Below are 17,848 nucleotides of genomic sequence, written 5' to 3' on the forward strand. Positions count from 1 at the left end.
CTCCGTGGACACCGGCCGTGGCCGGAGGCTACCAAGAGCAAGTGTCCTAAATACCTATTTCGGTCCTAGTTCACCCCGCCGTCATTGTGGTCGTACTCCTCGGCGATCCGCTCGGCCTCCTCGTCCGTGAGCCGGTCGATCTCGGCGGCCAGGCACTCCTCGACCACCAGCGCGAGCCCGCGGACCGAGCGCGTGGTGAACAGGGCGTTGAGCGGCAGGTCGACGCCCACCGTCGAGCAGATCCTGGCGACGACCTTGGTACCGAGCAGCGAGTGCCCGCCGACGTCGAAGAAGTCGTCGTCGATCCCGATGCCGCTCCTGCCCAGCACCTCGCACCAGATCTCGTGCACCAGCTCCTCACTCGCCGTGCCCGGTCTCGTGGGTGCCGCCGGGACCTCCTCGGAGACGGGGGAGGGCAGCGAGGCGCGGTCGAGCTTGCCGTTGGGCAGCTTCGGGAAATCCCGTACCGGCACGAAGAGGCTCGGCACCATCGTGGCGGGCAGCCGCGTCGCCAGGAACGCCCTGAGCTCCCCGGCCGTCGCCTCCGCGCCCCTCCCGGCGCCCGCGGCCGGGCTCACCCCGGTGCCCGCGCCCGTCTCGGCGTCCGTGTCCATGTCCAGGTACGCGACCAGCGCCCGGCCGCCGGGGGCGTCGTCCCTGACCGCGGCGACCGCCCGGCGCACCCCCGGGTAGGCCGCCAGCGCCGCCTCCACCTCGCCCAGCTCGATCCGCACCCCCCGCACCTTCACCTGGTCGTCCGCGCGTCCGAGGAACTCCAGGGTGCCGTCGGGCAGCCGCCGCACGAGGTCACCCGTCCGGTAGAGACGCCCACCCCGGCCGAACGGGTCGGGGACGAACCGCTCGGCGGTCAGCCCCGGCCGCCCCCGGTAGCCGCGGGCGACCCCGTCGCCGCCCAAAAACAGCTCCCCCACCACACCGGAGGGCACCGGCTCCATCGCCTCGTCCAGCACGTACGCGGTGGTGCCCGCGACCGGCATGCCGATCGACATCGACTCCGTGCCCTTCGGCACCCGGTGCGCGAACGACCAGATCGTCGTCTCCGTCGGCCCGTAGAGGTTCCACAGCTCGTCGGTGACCCGGTGGATCCGCCCGGCGAGCGACACCGGGAGGGGCTCCCCGCCGCTGAACACGCGCGGCAGCCCCGCGGGCAGCCGTTCCAGGATCTCCTCCAGCACCGACGGCGGCGCCTGCACCGTCGTCACCCCCGCCTCCGCCACCAGCTCGCCCAGCCGGCCCGTGCCGTACGGGGGAGCGAGCACCACCGCGCCGCCCGCCGTGAGCGGGCCGAAGATCTCCAGCGCCGCGATGTCGAACGACAGCGAGGTGAGCAGCAGCATCCGCTCCCGCTCGGTGAACCCCAGGGCGGTGACCAGGTTCACCACCCCGCGGTGCGGCACCACCACCCCCTTGGGCACCCCCGTCGACCCCGAGGTGTAGATCACGTAGGCGGGCGAGTCCGGGGAGACGGGGTCGGGGACGAACTCGGACGTTCCGCCCGAGGGCATCGCGTCGAGCAGGATCGCCGGGGGATGGTTGGACGGCAGCCGCTCCACCAGCGTCGCGCGGGTCAGCAGCAGACGAGTCCCCGAGTCGGCCAGCATGAGCCCCAGCCGCTCCTTCGGATACTCCGGGTCGAGCGGCACGTAGCAGCCACCGGTCTTCAGCACCGCGAGCAGCGCCACGATCAGCTCGGCGCTCCTCGGCAGGCACACGGCGACCGGGCTCTCCGCCCCCACCCCGCGCTCGCGCAGCCGCCGGGCCAGCGCGTTCGCCCGCTCCTCAAGCCGCCCGTAGGTGAGCGTCCCCTCCGAGGAGACGACCGCGGGGGCGTCCGGCGTCCGCCGCGCCCGCTCGGCGATCAGCTCGTGCAGGCAGCGCTGCGGGTAGGCGGCCTCGGGGCCGTGCCAGGAGGACAGCAGACGGGCACGCTCGGCCCCGTCCAGCAGCGGCAGCCGGGAGATCGGCAGCCCCGGGTCGTCGACGGCCGCGCCGAGCAGCGTCAGGTACGCCGACACCAGGCGGCGGATCGTGTCCTCGTCGAACAGGTCCGTGCTGTACTCGACCCAGCCCTCCAGCCTGCCGTCCGGATTGTGGAGCTCCATGGTGAGATCGGCCTTGGAGGTGCCGTTGCCGTACCGGCCGCGCGCGTCCACCGCGATCTGGTTGAACCCCACCTGGAACAGCGGCGTCCTGCCGGGGTCGCGGGGCGGGCTCACCGCCTCCACGAGCTTCGCGAACGGCACGTTCTGGTGGTCGAACGCCTCGAGCACGGTCGTGCGGACCCGGTCCAGCGCCTCGTCGAACGCGGGGTCGCCGCCCAGGTCGGTACGGAGCGGCAGCGTGTTGACGAACATGCCGATCAGCGCGTCCAGCTCCGGCAGCTCCCGCCCGGCGACGGGGGAGCCCACCACGACGTCGCTCCGCCCGCTCCAGCGCGCCAGCAGCACCGAGAACGCGGTGAGCAGCACCGTGAACGGCGTGGTGTTCCGCCCTCTCGCCAGCGCGCCCACCCGCTCGGTGAGCTCCTCCGGCACCGCGAAGTCCAGCACCGAGCCGGTGTATCTCATCTCCGCGGGGCGCGGCCGGTCGGACGGCAGCTCCAGCGGTACGCTGCCGCGCAGCCGTTCCCGCCAGTAGGCCAGGTCGCCGTCCAGTTCGCCGCCGCCCAGCCGGTCGCGCTGCCAGACCGCGTAGTCGGCGTACTGGATCGCCGGTTCGGGCAGCTTGGGGTCGCGGTCCTCGCGCAGCGCCTGGTAGACCTCCACCAGCTCCCGCCACAGGATGGTCGACGACCAGGCGTCGAAGATCGTGTGGTGCAGGACGAGCAGCAGCCGCCACTCCTCGCCGCCCATCGTCACCAGCCGCACCCGCCAGAGCGGGGCCTGGTCCAGCCGGAACGGCGCGCGCGCCTCCGCCGCCGCGACCCGCTCGAACTCCTCGGCCGCCTCCCGTGGGGGCAGTCCGGAAAGGTCGGTCCTGGCCACCGAGACCGGCACCCGGTCCGCGATCGTCTGCACGACCTGCTCGTCGCGCAGCTCGAACGACGTCCGCATCGACTCGTGCCTGTTCACGAGCACCGCCAGGGCCCGCTCCAGGAGATCGGGGTCCACCGGCCGCAGGTCGGTCGCCTCCAGGCGGACGGGGATGTTGTACACGGCCAGGTCCGGCAGGAGCTCGTGCAGGAACCAGATCCGCTCCTGGGCGAACGAGGCGGGAAAGACGTCTGTCACACCTTCTCCTTGAGACACTCACGAAGCTGTTCCGCGATCACGGGCAGGGCGGCGGTCTCGCCCAGGGTGGCCAGCCAGTGCCACTGCTCCAGGGCGTGGCAGAGCCGGTAGAACGCGAGGCGCTCCGGCCAGTCGCCGGGCAGGTCGCCGTACCCCTCGAGCAGGTACCGCCGACGCTCCGCGTCACCCCTGACCGCGAAGTAGTCGGTCCGCGCCAGGTCCATCAGCGGGTCGCCGCCCAGCGCGTTCTCCATGTCGATGACCCCGGTCATCCGCAGCGGGCTACCGGGGCCTTCGCTCCCGGTGACCATGACGTTGCGCTCGTGGAAGTCGTTGTGGCACAGCACGGGCGCGTCGCAGCGCGTCAGGAGGTGGCGGTCGCGCCGCACGTGGGCGCTCAGCTCCGCGTGCAGCTCGGGATCCCCGCCGAACTCGACGAACTGCGCGAGCCTCAGGTCCAGCTGCCCGCCCACGTACGCCTCGTTGGAGCTCTCCTGCGGCCCGTCGATCGGCCCGAACCTCTCCACCCGAACCCCGTGCACCGCCCGCAGCGTGCGGCCCATCTCCCGGTACAGACCCGCGATCTCCGCAGCCGAGAGCCCGCCGGAGACCTCCGACAGCGGGCGGCCGGGAACCTTCGTCATCACCGCGTACGCGTGCGGCAGGTCGCGTCGCGAGACGTCCCAGTGCACCATCTCGGGACAGGAGGCGCCGCTGCCGCGCAGCAGCTCGTAGACGTGCACCTCCTTGTGCAGCCGCGCCGTCAGCACATCGGGGTAGATCTTCACGATGAGGTCGCGGTCGGCGCACCTCACCTCGTACACCGCGCTGATCTCCCCGCCGGTGCGCAGCACGACCTCCCGCACCTCCGCGTCCGGATACGGGGTGCGCAGCAGCACCTGTGCGCGTTCCGGCGACAGCGGCATCGTGATCGCCTTGGCGAACGCGGGGGCGGTCCAGGCCACGCTCACCCGGTTGCCCGCCCGCTCCCGCAGGATCTGGGCGCCGACCAGGTCGTCCGCCGGGGCGTCCGGCATCTCGTCGTCGAACGTCGACAGCACCCGCGTGCGCATCGAGATCAGCACGTGCACCGCGATGCCCAGGCCCAGCACGATGTACATGAGCGCCACGCCGCGGCCGGGCCCGACGCCGATCACCGAGCCGACCGTCGGTGCGAGCGCGCCGCCGGGCACCAGCAGCGGGTTGAGCAGTCGCTCGCCCAGCGGCGCGACCACCGCCATGCCGATCGGCAGCGTCGACCACGACACCATCTGGTTGAGGGACTGCACGCGGCCGTGGAAACGCTGGGGCACCTTCGTGTGGATGATCGTCAGGAAGGTGCCGTTCACGATCGACAGGCAGCCCCACAGGCCGAACGCCCCGATGCCCACCACCCACGCCGAGGGCCGCAACCCGGTGATCACCGCGAAGACCGAGAGTCCCAGCGTCGCCAGCATCACCCCGCGCATCCGCCGCCGCTTCGGCCCGCCCCACAGCGCGATCACCATGCCGCCCAGCGCCCCGCCCAGGCCGCCGACGAAGGAGATCTGCCCGGCGACGGTCAGCGTGGAGAACGACAGCACCAGCGGGGTTATCGAGAGCAGCAGCGCCGCGAGCATCACGTTGAGCGAGGCGAAGTAGATCATCGCCGCCCGCAGGTGGCGGTTGCCGATCGACATCCGCAACCCCTGCGCGATCTCCTTCGAGAGCGGTTCCCTGGGCGAGTGCGCCATCGTGTCGGGGAAGCGGATGAGCAGCAGGGCGCCCAGCACCAGGAGGAAACTCGCCACGTCGACGACGAGGATGCCGCCCAGGCCGATGCCGGACAGCAGCGCGACGGCCAGCAGCGGTGCGGCGAACTGCGCGGTGCCGATCACCATCTGCACCACCCCGGCCGCGTGCCCCATGTACTCCTTGGGGACGAGCTGGGGGAGCGCGGTGGTGAAGCCGAGCCGCTGGAAGATCAGCGCGATCGACAGGCACGCGGTGAGCGGATAGATGTGCCAGATCTCCAGCGTGCCCGTCCAGAACAGGGCGCCCAGGACGAGCTGGGTGCCCCCGGCCATGCAGTTGCCGAGGATCATCATCGAGCGACGGCTCGACCGGTCGACGATCGCCCCCGCGAGTGGCGCGATCACCACTCCCGGCATGATCGACAACGCGACGAACAGGGCGAAGTCCACCAGTGACCCGGTGGTCAGGTAGATCCACACCGGGATCGCGAAGTCGGTGACCGCGGTGCCCACCATCGACACCAGCTGGAACCCCGCCACCACCAGGAACCGCCGCAGGCTCGGCGGCGGTGCCTTCGTCCCGATTCGTGACCCGATTCGTGACCCGATTCGTGACCCGGCTTGTGGCCCGGTGCCGGGACGTGCGGCCCCCGCTTTCCCACGACCCGCCGCTCGTCCCGGGCCACTCCCGTTGGTTCTCCCGACGCCGTTTCCGTTCGTTCTCCCGAGACCGCCTCCGCCCGCCGAACCCGCACTCCCGACGGCCGCGTCCTTCTTTTCCGAGTCCGGATCTTCGGGAGAGGCGGCGACCGTCACGGAGTCGGGCGCGCCCTCGCAGTCCCCTTCCCGCGCGAGATCCGGGCCGGGGGAGAGAACGGAGACCTCCTCGACCCACCAGCCGGCCCCGGGACCCCGCGAGGGCCGGTCGAGGGTGCCGGCCGCGCCGTACCCCATCGCGATGTGGGTGTTGGTGAGGATCTCCGACAGCTCCGCAGCGCGATATTTCAGGAAATAGTGGCCCGCCTCGTCCAGGATCACCAGCGCCGTGGTGTCACTCAGGAAGTGCCACTCCCGGTAACGCTCCTGGTAGTAGTCGGTCGTCGGGTCCTGCTCGCCCACCACCGAGATCACCGGTGCCCGCAGCCGCTCCACCCGTTCGGCCAGCACCCGCGTGAAGATCTCCTCCGCGATGAGGGTGTCACGCCGCTGGTTGCGCACCATGAACCGGATCTGCTCGTCGTCGAGCCCGGAGATGTCGGTGCCCATCGACCTCATCCGGTTCTCGTACACCCGGTCGCCGCGCAACCGGTCGTAGCGCGTCAGCCGCGCCAGCGGCCCGGCGATCCTGCCCCTGGGCTTGGCGAACGGGAAGATCGCCCCGATGTACACCGCCTCCAGCGCGCGGCCCCGCTCCTCCAGCCGCCGCGCCACCTCCACCACGAGCGCGCCGCCGATGCCGCAGTGCCCGTACAGGGCGAGGGGGCCCTCGACGTTCTGCAGGATCTCGGTCACGCACAGGTCCGCGACCTCGTCGATCGGCCTGGTCTCCTCGTCGGGCAACCCGGGGTCGTGCCCGGGGAAGGCGAGCGCGTGCAGCGAGCACCCGTCGGGAAGCGCGTCGGCGAGAGGCTGGAAGATCAGCGGACTGCCGCCGCCGTACGGTATGCACACGTACGTCATCAGCGCGGGTCCCGGCCTGGTCAGCTCGTACAGCAGGCTGCGCGGCCCCGCGGGACCCGCGGGCCGCTCCACCAGGGCCGCCAGCTCGCGCACCGTCGGATGCTTGAACAGGTCCATCACCCCGACCGCGCGCCCGCCGACCACCGGCAGCGCCTTGCGCATCCGCGCCACCGCCTGGATCGCGACGAGCGAGTGACCGCCCAACTCGAAGAAGTCACCGTCGGCGCCGACCGACTCCACGTCGAGCAGTTCACGCCAGATGTCGGCGATCGCCCGTTCCACCGGCGTCCGCGGCTCGGCACCTGCTCCCGCCGCCTCGGCGGCCCGCCGCTCCGGCGCGGGCAGCGCTCCGCGATCCAGCTTGCCGTTCGGGCTCAGCGGCAGCGCGTCCAGCACCACGAACGCCGAAGGCACCATGTGCTCGGGCAGCGTCACCTTCAACGCCCGCCGCAACTCCGTCCCGTCCAGCACCGTCCCGTCCAGCACCGTCCCGCCTGGCGCCGTCCCACTCGGTCCTGTCCCGCCCAACGCTGTCCCGCCCGGTGCCGCTTCGCCCGGCGCGGTCCCGCTCGCTCCTGTCTCGCCCGGCGCCCTCTCGTCCAGCGCCGTCCCGTTCGCCGCCGTCCTGTCGGTCGCGGTCCCGCTCGGTTCCGCCCTCGCCGGACCGTCCCCGGCCGTGCCCGTCGTCACGGCGGCGGGCACCACGTACGCGACCAGCCGCCTGTCGCCCGGCGCGCCGTCCTCCCGCACCGTCACCACCGCCTCGCGCACCCCCGCGAGCCCGCGCAGCACCGTCTCGATCTCGCCCAGCTCGATCCGCTGCCCGCGGATCTTCACCTGGTGGTCGATCCGCCCCAGGAACTCGATCGCGCCGTCGCGGCGGAGCCGCACGAGGTCGCCCGTCCGGTACAGGCGTGCCCCCGCCGTCCCGAACGGGTCGGGCACGAACCGCTCGGCCGTCAGGCCGGGCCGGGCGTGATAGCCCACCGCCACCTGCGTCCCGCCGATGTGCAGCTCACCGGGAACCCCGAAGGGCACCGGCCGCAGGTGGCGGTCCAGCACGTACAGCGAGGTGTTCCGCACCGGGTGCCCGATCGGCACCGTCGCGTCACCCGGGCGGCACCGCCACAGGCTCACGTCGATCGCCGCCTCCGTCGGCCCGTACAGGTTGTACAGCCCCGTCCCCGGCAGCCGCGCGAAGAAGCGTTCGGCCACGTGCGCCGTGAGCTCCTCGCCGCTGCACACCACCCGGCGCAGCGACCCGCACACCTCGACGCCCTCCTCCTCCAGGAACGCCGCGAGCATCGAGGGGACGAAATGCGCCGTCGTCACCCCGCGGTCCACGATCAGGTCCCGCAGGTACGCCGCGTCCCTGTGCCCGCCGGGACGGGCCAGCACCAGCCGCGCGCCCGTCACCAGCGGCCAGAAGAACTCCCACACCGACACGTCGAAACCCGCCGGGGTCTTCTGCACCACCGCGTCGTCGCCGGTCAGCCCGTAGACGTCCTGCATCCAGCCCAGCCGGTTGCGGATGCCCCCGTGCGTGTTGGGCACCCCCTTGGGCCGTCCCGTCGACCCCGAGGTGTAGATCATGTACGCCGCGTCGGCCGAGGTCGCCGACGGCTCCACGGGCGTGTCCGGCCCGTCCAGCGGATCGTCCAGGACGACCGTCGTCATCCCGCCGTCCCGGGGCATCCTCGCGGCCTCCGCATCCGCGAGGGTGTCCACCGAGCCGGCGGGAGGCGCGCCCCCCGGATCCTCGGGGATTACGTCGAGCACCGCCCGCTGCGCGAGCAGCACCGGCACCGCCGCGTCGGCCAGCATGAACGCCAGCCGCTCGGGCGGATACTCCGGATCCAGCGGCACGTACGCACCCCCGGCCTTCACCACCCCCAGCAGCGCCACCACCAGCTCGACCGACCGCTCCGCGCACACCGCCACCAGCGAGCCCGGCCCCACCCCCAGCCCGCGCAGCCGGTGCGCGAGCCGGTTGGCCCGCGCCTCCAGCTGCGCGTACGTCAGGCGTTCGTCCTCGAACTCCAGCGCCACCGCCCCCGGCGTCCTGGCCACCTGCGCCTCGAACATCCCGCCCAGCGTCGCCCCGTCCGGGTACGGCTCCCCGGGACCCGCCGCGCACGCCAGCACCCGGTCCCGCTCCTCGGCGGGAAGGACGTCCAGCTCCGAGATCCGCGCCGCCGGAGTGGCCGTCACCGCTCCCAGCAGCGTCTCCAGCTGCGCGGCCATCCCCTCGATCGTGGCCGCGTCGAACAGGTCGCGGTTGTAGACGAAGAGCCCGCCCATCCCGTCCGGCTGCTCGCTCAGGAACAGCTCCAGGTCGAAACGCGTCGCCCTCGCCTCGAAGTCGAAGGGCTCCACCGACAACCCCGGCCAGCGCGTCCCCTCCCTGCGCCCGTAACTCTGCAGCGCGAACACCGCCTGGAACACCGGAGACCTGCTCACGTCCCGCTCGATGCCCAGCTCCCCGACCAGTTGCTCGAACGGCAGCTCCTGGTGCTCGTACGCCTCCGTCGTGGTCCGCCTGACCCTCTCCAGCAGCTCCAGGAACCCCGGGTCGCCCGACAGGTCCGCGCGCATCGCGAGCACGTTCACGAACATGCCGATCACGCTCTCCAGCTCCCGCCGGGGGCGCCCGCCCACCGGGGAGCCGATCGCGAAGTCGTCCTGGCGCGCGTACCGGCCGAGCAGCACCTGGTAGGCCGCGAGCAGAACCATGTACAGGGTCGCGCCGGACTCCCGTGCCAGCCGCGTCAGCCCTTCCACCAGTTCCGGTCCCAGCGTGAAACCGTGTGAGGCCCCCGCGAACGTCTGCTCGCCCCGACGTCGCCCGTCCAGCGGAAGCTCCAGCGGCACCACCCCGGCGAGCCGCGACCGCCAGTAGGACAGGGCGGCCTCGGAGGCCGGCCGTTCCCGCTGCCACAGCGCGTAGTCGCCGTACTGCAACGGCGGCTCGGGAAGCTCCGTCCCCGCGTAACAGGCCCCCAGCTCCTCGGCGAGGATGTCGGTGGACCAGCCGTCACCGCAGATGTGGTGCAGCGCCACCAGCAGCACGTGATCCTCGGCGCCCGCGGTGTCCTCCGCGGTCCCGCCTTCTCCCGGCTTCCCGGCTTTCGCCGCGTCCGGAGCGCCAGGGGGGTCGGCGTTCCCGCCGCCCACCCGTACCAGCAGCGTCCGCAGCAGCGGCCCCCGCGCCAGGTCGAACGGCAGCGCGGCCGCGTCGCTCACCAGCCGTATCGCGGACCGTTCGCCGTCCGCCTCGGCCCTCTCCAACGGGACCTCGACCCGCTCCTCCACCACCGCGGTCGGGCGCCCGTCCTCGTCGGGGGGGAAACGCGTCCGCAGGCTCTCGTGCCTGGCGACCACCGCCGCGATCGCCCGCTCCAGCGCCGCGACGTCCAGGGGCCCCGTCAACCGCAACGTCATCGGGATCGTGTACGCGGCGGTGCCGGGAGCGAACTGGTCCATGAACCACAGCCGCTCCTGCCCGAAGGACAGCGGCGCCCCTCGCCCCGGGGGGCGACGAGGGATCGTGAACACCGGGTCCGGCGCGCGACGGCGCAGCCGTTTCTCCAGTAGTGCTCGCTTGGCGTCGGAAAGCTGGGTGCTGCTCAGGGATCGGCCAGGCGAGGACGTCAACGTGGCTCACTTTCGGGGGGTGGGGCTGAGACGGGCTCCGCGGCCGGGGAGCGCGTCGGATCTCTCCAGACCGCTTACCTTTCCTCGTGATTAATGACATTCATACATATCTGTCTGACCGAGTCGAGATCAACAACACACACGACTCATCCGCAAGTCTGGGGCTCCTCGTACTCCCATGTCCGCAACATGATTGATCGTCCCTTTTCCTCCGTGGGGACCGGTGGCGCGTCGGTGAGGCGATACCCCGCAGCACGGGCCACCGCCACGCTCGCCGCGTTGGCGTCCTCGATCTCCAGCAGCAGCCGTGAGACACGCACCGTCTTCCTGGCGAACTCCGTCATCATCCGTACCGCCTCCGAGGCGAGCCCTCGCCCTCGGTAGGCGGCTCCCAGGCTGTAACCGATCTCCGCGACGTCCAGACCGAGCCCGCTCATCATCAGCAGCACCTCACCGGCCGGCTCGCCTCCGTCCACGGTGATCGCCAGTTGTATCCGCTCCCCGGACGCCCGCCGCCGCCTGGCACGCTCCAGATAGGCGCGCGCCGCCTCGAAGTCGAACGGAGAGACGAGCGGCGTCCAGTACGCCACCTGCGGGTCGTCGAACAGCTTCACCATCGCCGCCAGGTCGCCGTCCTCCCACTCCCGCAGCACCACCCCGTGCCCGCTGAGCCTCACCCGCTCCGGAAGACGCACCCGCCCGGCACCGAACCCGACATCGAGTTCACCCCGCCCGGCCCGGCCGTTCCCCGCAGCTTCCATGCCGCCACCTCCCGTTACGCCGTCTGACACGACTTGCGAGCAACCTACTCCGCCCGCGGAGCCCGCATTCGTGCCTGGGAAGCCGAAGTCGGCGGTACGCCGTCTCCCGCCGGTCCCTCCAGGACGCCTCGGGCCTCGCGGTGCCGGTCCGCGAAGGTGGACGGAGGGCGGGGCCGACGGTTTTCACGAGGGCGGGCGGGAGCGCCGGCTCGCCCACTCGCCCGAAGGAGGGCTCCGGGGTTTTCACGGGAGACGGGCGGGGTCATCGCCCCAGGTGGTCTTCCGGCGTCTCGACGCCGCGCGGGAGAGGTCCGCATCGGCCGACCTCGGACGGCCGAGTCGAACATGGTGCCCCGAGTGGGATTCGAACCCACACTGAATGGATTTTGAGTCCATCGACTCTGCCGATTGGTCTATCGGGGCATTTTTCCGTTTTTGTCCGGATCTTACGTACCAGTGAAGAGCTTACCTAGAAGTAGATCACTCTCGGGCACCGGCGTGGTCTCAATCTAGCGGACGTCGGTACTCTCTTGCTCGTGAGTACGCAGCGGCGAGTGGTGATCGCGGAAGACGAGGCGTTGATCCGCCTCGACCTCAAGGAGATGCTGGAGGAGGAGGGGTATGCGGTCGTCGCGGAGGCCGGAGACGGGGAGTCCGCGGTCAAGCTGGCGATGGAGCAGCGGCCGGATCTGGTGATCCTGGATGTGAAGATGCCCGTCCTGGACGGGATCTCGGCGGCCGAGCAGATCGTGTCGCAGCGGATCGCGCCGTGTCTCATCCTCACCGCCTTCTCCCAGCGGGACCTGGTCGAGCGGGCGAGGGACGCCGGGGCGATGGCGTACCTCGTGAAGCCGTTCACCAAGTCGGACCTGGTTCCGGCGATCGAGATGGCGGTGAGCAGGCATCAGGAGATCGCCGCGCTGGAGCGGGAGGTCGGGACGCTCTCGGAGCGGCTGGAGACGCGCAAGCTGGTCGAGCGGGCCAAGGGGCTGCTGATGGAGCGCCACGGGTGGAGTGAGCCGCAGGCGTTCCGGTGGATCCAGAAGGCGTCGATGGATCGCAGGCTGAGCATGCGACAGGTGGCGCAGATCGTGGTGACCGACGGGGCGGAGCCCGAGACGCGGGCCCCTGAGGCCTGATCGGGCGTTTTGACCCTTTTTGGGGTAGAGGGCCGTCGGGTGGCCGCAGGGCGCGTCTCAGGGGCGTCAGAGGGCCCCCGGGCGGTCGGCGCGACCCCCCGCGGAAGCCGTGAGGTCGCCAGTGACCACGGCTTTTGTGTCTGATAGCCGAAAAGGATCGGTGTAATAACGAAGCGGTAACGGTGGGCCGTCCTGTATCGACCCGTGACATCCGCTAGTTGTACTAACCGACACAACCCCTGGCCACCCGCCAGGGAAGGGTATCTGTGAACTCGGTCCTGACGAGGGACCGGGCGAAAGGAAGGCAACCTTGCGGCTTAAGACTGCACGCCTCGGTGGAGTGCTTGCCGCCGGTGTGGCGCTCACCCTCGGTCTCGCTGCCTGTGGCAGCGGTGGTACGGAGGCCACGCCGGCTGAGGGCGGCTCCAGCGCTGCCGCCCCCGGTACCGTCAAGATTGGCTTCATGGGAGACCTGACCGGCGCCAACGCCGGCATCGTCATTCCCCCCAGGAACGGTGCGAAGCTCGCCATTGACGAGTACAACAAGACCAACCCGGCTGTGAAGATCGAGCTGGTCGAATATGACAGCCAGGCGGACCCGTCGAAGGCCGTCGCCCTGGCTCAGCAGGCCATCAAGACCGACAAGATCGTCGCGATGATCGGCCCCGCGTTCTCCGGTGAGTCCGCCCAGGTGGCTCCGGTGCTGGAGGAGGCGCAGCTGCCGAGCGTCTCGGCCTCCGCCACCAACGCCGCGCTGTCGACGAACGGCTGGAAGTTCTGGCACCGCGTGCTGCCGAGCGACAGCGTCCAGGGCCCCGGCATCGGCGCCTTCATCGCGGAAGGCGTCGCCGCGAAGAAGGTCTTCGTGATCGACGACAAGTCCGAGTACGGCAAGCCGCTCGCCGACGCCGTCAAGGCCGAGCTCGAGGCCAAGGGCGTGAAGCCCGAGACCGACTCGCTCGACCCGGCCGAGAGCGACTTCTCCTCCGTGGTGAACAAGGTCGCGGCGTCCAAGCCCGAAGCGATCTTCTTCGGCGGTTACTACGCCGCGGGCGGCAACCTGCTCAAGCAGCTCCGCGACAAGGGCGTGACCGCGAAGTTCCTCTCCGGTGACGGTTCGCTGGACAAGGGCCTGATCGACGGCGCCGGTGCCGACAACGCCGAGGGTGCCCTCGTTGGCTGCCCCTGCTACATCGCCACCCCGGACGTCACCGACGAGAAGGTGAAGGGCTTCGCCGACGCCTACAAGGCCGCCTACAGCGCCGACCCGGCCATCTACGCGGCCGAGGGCTACGACGCCGCGACGGTCTTCGTCGAGGCGATCAAGGCGGGCAACGTCACTCCTGACAAGATCAACGAGTTCATCGCCACGGTGGACTTCGCGGGTGTCTCGAAGCAGGTCAAGTTCGAGGCCAACGGTGAGGTCTCGGCGAAGGACATCTACATCTACCAGGTCAAGGACGGTGCCATCGGCCTGCTGGGCAAGGCCAACGAGGCCAAGCTGGGCTAGTCGAGCGCTGAAGGAGATTTAGGTAGCCGACGCGCGGGGAGCGGGAACGCCGCGAATGCGTTCCCGCTCCTCTCGCGCCTCCAGAGAATCCGCGGGATTCCGCTGAATCCACGAGATTCCGCAGAGTCCACGGGATTCCGCCGAATCCACGAGATTCCGCTGGAGGCGGTGTGCTACCCGGACGTGCAGGCGACCCCCGCTAGAAGTGGTAAACCCTAGTGCTCAATGACTTCATCAATCTGTTCTGGCCGGCGACGATCGACGGCCTGTCCTTCGGATCGATCTATGCCCTGATCGCGCTCGGCTACACGATGGTGTACGGCGTGCTGCGGCTGATCAACTTTGCGCATTCCGAAGTCTTCATGATCGGGACCTTCGGTGCGATGCTCGTACCGTTCGTGTTCGGCATCAACTCCCCCCTCACGGGCATCGCGCTGGTCGGTCTCGTCGTCGCGATGATCCTGGCCGGCATGATCGCCTCGGCGACCGTCGCGGTGGGGCTGGAGCGCATCGCCTACCGGCCGCTGCGCAAGCGCGGCGCCTCCCGGCTGGCGGCGCTGATCTCGGCGATCGGCGCCTCGATCTTCCTGCAGGAGCTGTTCGCGCTCCTGGTGATCCCGAACGTCTTCAACCGTCCCGAGCAGGGCAGGATCCAGATGGCCCTGCCCCGCATCATGGAGCGGACCGAGCTTTTCTCGATCTTCGGCCACACGGTCCGGGTCGACCAGGTCTTCGTCATCGTCGCCGCCATCGGCATGATGATCGCGCTGGACGCCCTGGTGAACCGGACGAAGATCGGCCGGGGTATCCGCGCCACCGCGCAGAACCCCGAGGCGGCCGTCCTGATGGGTGTCGACATCAACAGGGTCGTGCGGATGACCTTCCTCGTCGGTGGCAGCATGGCCGGCGTGGCGGGAGCGCTCTACCTGATCTCATATGAGAACACGCATTACTACGTCGGATTCCTCTTCGGTATCAAGGCGTTCACCGCGGCGGTCCTGGGCGGTATCGGTAACCTGCGAGGCGCTCTGGTCGGCGGAATCACGCTCGGGCTGGTGGAGAACTACGGAGCCATCTTCTTCGGCTCCGACTGGAAACACGTGATCTCCTTCACCATCCTCATCTTGGTCCTGATGTTCCGCCCCACCGGCATCCTCGGTGAATCACTCCAGCAGGCGCGCGCATGAACCAGAAGAATCCCCTGGCAAGTTTCCGTACGGGTCTCGGCCGCTTCGGTGACGTCATGCACGATCGCTGGCAGACCACACCTGGCTGGCAGCGCTGGATCCTCTATGTGCTCCTGATCGTCGCGGCGCTGCTGCTGCCCTCGGAGAGCCTCGCCCCCTTCATGTCGCCCTACACCGACTGGGCGAGCATCCTGTTCTTCCCGATCGGGACGTACGTGGTCCTGGCCATCGGCCTGAACGTGGTGGTCGGCCAGGCGGGCCTGCTCGACCTGGGCTTCGTCGCGTTCTACGCGGTCGGCGGCTACGCGATGGCGCTGCTCGGCACCAGACTGGGCTGGAACTTCTGGCTCATCATGCTGGTCGGCATCGGGATCTGCGCCCTGTCGGGCCTCACCCTGGGCGCTCCGACGCTGCGGTTGCGCGGTGACTATCTGGCGATCGTCACGCTGGGCTTCGGTGAGATCATTCGCATCACCGCCCGCAACACCGACGAGATCGGCGGCCCGAACGGCATCCGCGGCATCCCGCACCCGCCGAGCGTCGAGGACTTCCACTTCCTGGGCTTCAACTTCTCCGAGGTGTTCGGGGTCGATCCATTCAAGTACGGTGTGCTGGATCCGCGGCCCTATTACTACCTGCTGGTCGCGCTCGCCGTCGTTGTGATCATCCTGGTGAAGCGCTGGGAGAAGAGCCGGGTCGGTCGTGCCTGGGCGGCGATCCGCGAGGACGAGGACGCGGCCGAGGTCATGGGCGTGCCGACGTTCCGCTTCAAGATGCTCGCCTTCGCCATCGGCGCCTCCATCGGTGGCCTGATGGGCGTGCTGTGGGCGGCGAAGGCCATCTCGATCAACCCGAACGACTTCCAGTTCCTGCTGTCGGCGACGATCCTGGCCGCGGTGGTCATGGGCGGCGCGGGCAACCTGCCGGGTGTCATGCTGGGAGCCTTCGTGGTGGCGTGGCTGCCCGAGCGGTTCCGCGGCCTGCAGGAATACCGCATGCTGATCTTCGGTGCGGTGCTCGTGGCGCTGATGATCTTCCGTCCGGAGGGTCTGCTGCCATCGCGCCAACGCAAGGCGGAGCTGAAAGAGGGGTCAGGCGGGATGGGTACGCTCGGAGCCGAGGTTCCCGGGCCCGAGTCGCACGGTGAGGAGGTGGCTTCCAAGTGAGCACCGAGGTGAATCCGGCCGAGGTGAATCCGGAAGGTAAGAACCCCGAGGCGGTCCAGGCGGAACGCGCCGGCCGCTCCATGCTGGAGTTGAGGGGCCTCGTCATGCGGTTCGGCGGTGTCACGGCACTGCGCGAGGTGAACCTCACCGTCAACGAGGGAGAGATCTTCGCTCTCATCGGCCCGAACGGCGCGGGAAAGACCACGGTCTTCAACGTGGTGACCGGCGTCTACCAGCCGACCGAGGGCGAGGTCCGCTTCCTGGACGAGAAGATCAGCGGCATCAAGCGGTTCAAGATCACCAAGCGGGGCATCGCCCGCACGTTCCAGAACATCCGGCTGTTCCACAACATGACGGCGATCGAGAACGTGATGGTGGGCGCGGACGCGCACCACAAGTCGGGCATGGTCAGCGTGGCGCTGGGGCTTCCCTGGCACCGCAGGGCCGAGAAGGACGGGCGCAGGCTCGCGATGGAGCTGCTCGACTTCGTCGGCATCTCGCACCGAGCCAACGAGCACGCCAAGAACCTGCCCTACGGTGACCAGCGCCGCCTGGAGATCGCCCGCGCGCTCGCGACCAACCCGAAGCTGCTGCTGCTCGACGAGCCCGCCGCCGGTATGAACCCGGCGGAGAAGGTGGCGCTGCAGCAGCTGATCCGGGACATCCGCGACGCGGGCCGGACGATTCTGATCATCGAGCACGACATGAGCCTCATCATGGGCATCAGCGACCGCATCGCGGTGCTGGACTTCGGCCAGAAGATCGCCGATGGCCTGCCGGACGAGGTGCGGACCGACCCCCGGGTCGTCGAGGCGTATTTGGGAGCTCCCGCCGATGCTTCTTGAGGTCAAGGACATCCGTGTCCACTACGGCAAGATCGAGGCGCTCAAGGGCATCTCGGTCGAGGTGAACGAGGGCGAGATCGTCACGCTCATCGGGGCGAACGGGGCGGGCAAGACCACGACCCTGAAGACGATCTCGGGCCTGCGCGGCCTGACGTCGGGGAGCATCGTCTTCGACGGCAAGGACATCAGCAAGATGCCCGGCCACCAGCGGGTCATCGCGGGTCTGGGGCAGTCGCCCGAGGGCCGGGGAGTGTTCCCCGGCATGACGGTGCACGACAACCTGCTCATGGGCGCCTACACCCGCTCCGGAGACTTCAGCGCCGACCTGGCCGAGGTCTACGAGCTGTTCCCCCGCCTGGCCGAGCGCAGAAACCAGATGGGCGGCACGATGTCCGGCGGCGAGCAGCAGATGCTCGCCATCGGGCGCGCGCTGATGGCCAAGCCCAAGGTGCTGCTGCTCGACGAGCCGTCGATGGGCCTGGCGCCGCTGCTGGTGCAGCAGATCTTCGAGATCATCGAGGAGATCAACCGCCGGGGCACCACGGTGCTGCTGGTGGAGCAGAACGCCCAGCAGGCGCTGAAGCTGGCCCACCGCGCCTACGTCCTGGAGACCGGGAAAGTGGTCAAGAGCGCGCCCGCGGACGAGCTGCTCAACGACCCCGCCGTGCAGGCCGCCTACCTGGGCGGCGGCGCGGAGATCGACCTGGAGGCGGAGGCACAGGCACAGGCCGCTCCGGCGGCCTCGGCTCCGGCTCCCGCTCCGAAGGAGAGCCCCGCTCCCAAGGAGAGCAAGGAAGAGCTGACCTGAGGCCGTGATTCCACGGCCCACCCGGGCCTGAGGGCACCTGACGGGCCCGTCGCGCACTCCGCGCGGCGGGCCCGTTCGTGTGAGCACGGCGAGGAGCAGCCGGGGAGCCTCCCC

The 17,848-nt window shown here is 70.0% G+C and carries 9 protein-coding genes and 1 tRNA gene; 6 read left to right on the forward strand and 4 right to left on the reverse strand.

Annotated elements, in window-relative coordinates; translation table 11 throughout:
- Window positions 1–65 precede the first annotated feature (65 nt).
- From AB0B90_RS12355 to AB0B90_RS12370, 4 genes are all read right to left on the reverse strand, one after another.
- Window positions 66–3,251, reverse strand: a complete 3,186-nt coding sequence (locus AB0B90_RS12355) for an amino acid adenylation domain-containing protein (RefSeq protein WP_362922432.1) — start codon at window positions 3,249–3,251, stop codon at window positions 66–68.
- Window positions 3,248–10,318 carry an amino acid adenylation domain-containing protein gene (locus AB0B90_RS12360; RefSeq protein WP_362922434.1) on the reverse strand — a complete coding sequence of 2,357 codons (7,071 nt, stop codon included), beginning with the start codon at window positions 10,316–10,318 and terminating at the stop codon, window positions 3,248–3,250. Before AB0B90_RS12360 ends, AB0B90_RS12355 begins: the two co-directional genes overlap by 4 nt.
- 146 nt (window positions 10,319–10,464) lie before the next feature.
- Complete coding sequence (locus tag AB0B90_RS12365; protein WP_350948192.1) at window positions 10,465–11,079, reverse strand: GNAT family N-acetyltransferase; 615 nt, start codon at window positions 11,077–11,079, stop codon at window positions 10,465–10,467.
- Window positions 11,080–11,425: 346 nt separating this feature from the next.
- Window positions 11,426–11,502: transfer RNA gene (locus AB0B90_RS12370), tRNA-Leu, on the reverse strand.
- Window positions 11,503–11,615: 113 nt separating this feature from the next.
- Between AB0B90_RS12370 and AB0B90_RS12375 the strand changes: the two genes are divergently transcribed.
- From AB0B90_RS12375 to AB0B90_RS12400, 6 genes are all read left to right on the forward strand, one after another.
- Complete coding sequence (locus AB0B90_RS12375) at window positions 11,616–12,218, forward strand: response regulator (protein WP_350948193.1); 603 nt, start codon at window positions 11,616–11,618, stop codon at window positions 12,216–12,218.
- 355 nt (window positions 12,219–12,573) lie between these two features.
- Window positions 12,574–13,728, forward strand: a complete 1,155-nt coding sequence (locus AB0B90_RS12380) for a branched-chain amino acid ABC transporter substrate-binding protein (protein ID WP_350948282.1) — start codon at window positions 12,574–12,576, stop codon at window positions 13,726–13,728.
- A 218-nt stretch (window positions 13,729–13,946) separates the two neighbouring features.
- Window positions 13,947–14,915 carry a branched-chain amino acid ABC transporter permease gene (locus AB0B90_RS12385; protein WP_350948194.1) on the forward strand — a complete coding sequence of 323 codons (969 nt, stop codon included), beginning with the start codon at window positions 13,947–13,949 and terminating at the stop codon, window positions 14,913–14,915.
- The gene (locus tag AB0B90_RS12390) at window positions 14,912–16,081 is read left to right on the forward strand and encodes a branched-chain amino acid ABC transporter permease (RefSeq protein ID WP_350948195.1); all 1,170 of its coding nucleotides are present in this window, start codon (window positions 14,912–14,914) and stop codon (window positions 16,079–16,081) included. Before AB0B90_RS12385 ends, AB0B90_RS12390 begins: the two co-directional genes overlap by 4 nt.
- 80 nt (window positions 16,082–16,161) lie before the next feature.
- The gene (locus AB0B90_RS12395; protein ID WP_350948283.1) at window positions 16,162–16,926 is read left to right on the forward strand and encodes an ABC transporter ATP-binding protein; all 765 of its coding nucleotides are present in this window, start codon (window positions 16,162–16,164) and stop codon (window positions 16,924–16,926) included.
- Window positions 16,916–17,734 (forward strand): ABC transporter ATP-binding protein, encoded by an 819-nt coding sequence (locus AB0B90_RS12400; RefSeq protein ID WP_350948196.1) that lies wholly within the window; start codon window positions 16,916–16,918, stop codon window positions 17,732–17,734. The genes AB0B90_RS12395 and AB0B90_RS12400 overlap by 11 nt, the downstream gene beginning before the upstream one ends.
- Window positions 17,735–17,848: the final 114 nt, after the last annotated feature.

This window comes from Streptosporangium sp. NPDC049078, from assembly GCF_040648855.1.
Classification (GTDB): domain Bacteria; phylum Actinomycetota; class Actinomycetes; order Streptosporangiales; family Streptosporangiaceae; genus Streptosporangium.

What these genes read in the sequence shown, in the direction of transcription:
- AB0B90_RS12365 (WP_350948192.1), bottom strand. Translation starts at nt 11,079, where the DNA reads ATGGAAGCTGCGGGGAACGGCCGGGCCGGGCGGGGTGAACTCGATGTC.
- AB0B90_RS12390 (WP_350948195.1), top strand. Translation starts at nt 14,912, where the DNA reads ATGAACCAGAAGAATCCCCTGGCAAGTTTCCGTACGGGTCTCGGCCGC.
- AB0B90_RS12395 (WP_350948283.1), top strand. Translation starts at nt 16,162, where the DNA reads ATGCTGGAGTTGAGGGGCCTCGTCATGCGGTTCGGCGGTGTCACGGCA.
- AB0B90_RS12400 (WP_350948196.1), top strand. Translation starts at nt 16,916, where the DNA reads ATGCTTCTTGAGGTCAAGGACATCCGTGTCCACTACGGCAAGATCGAG.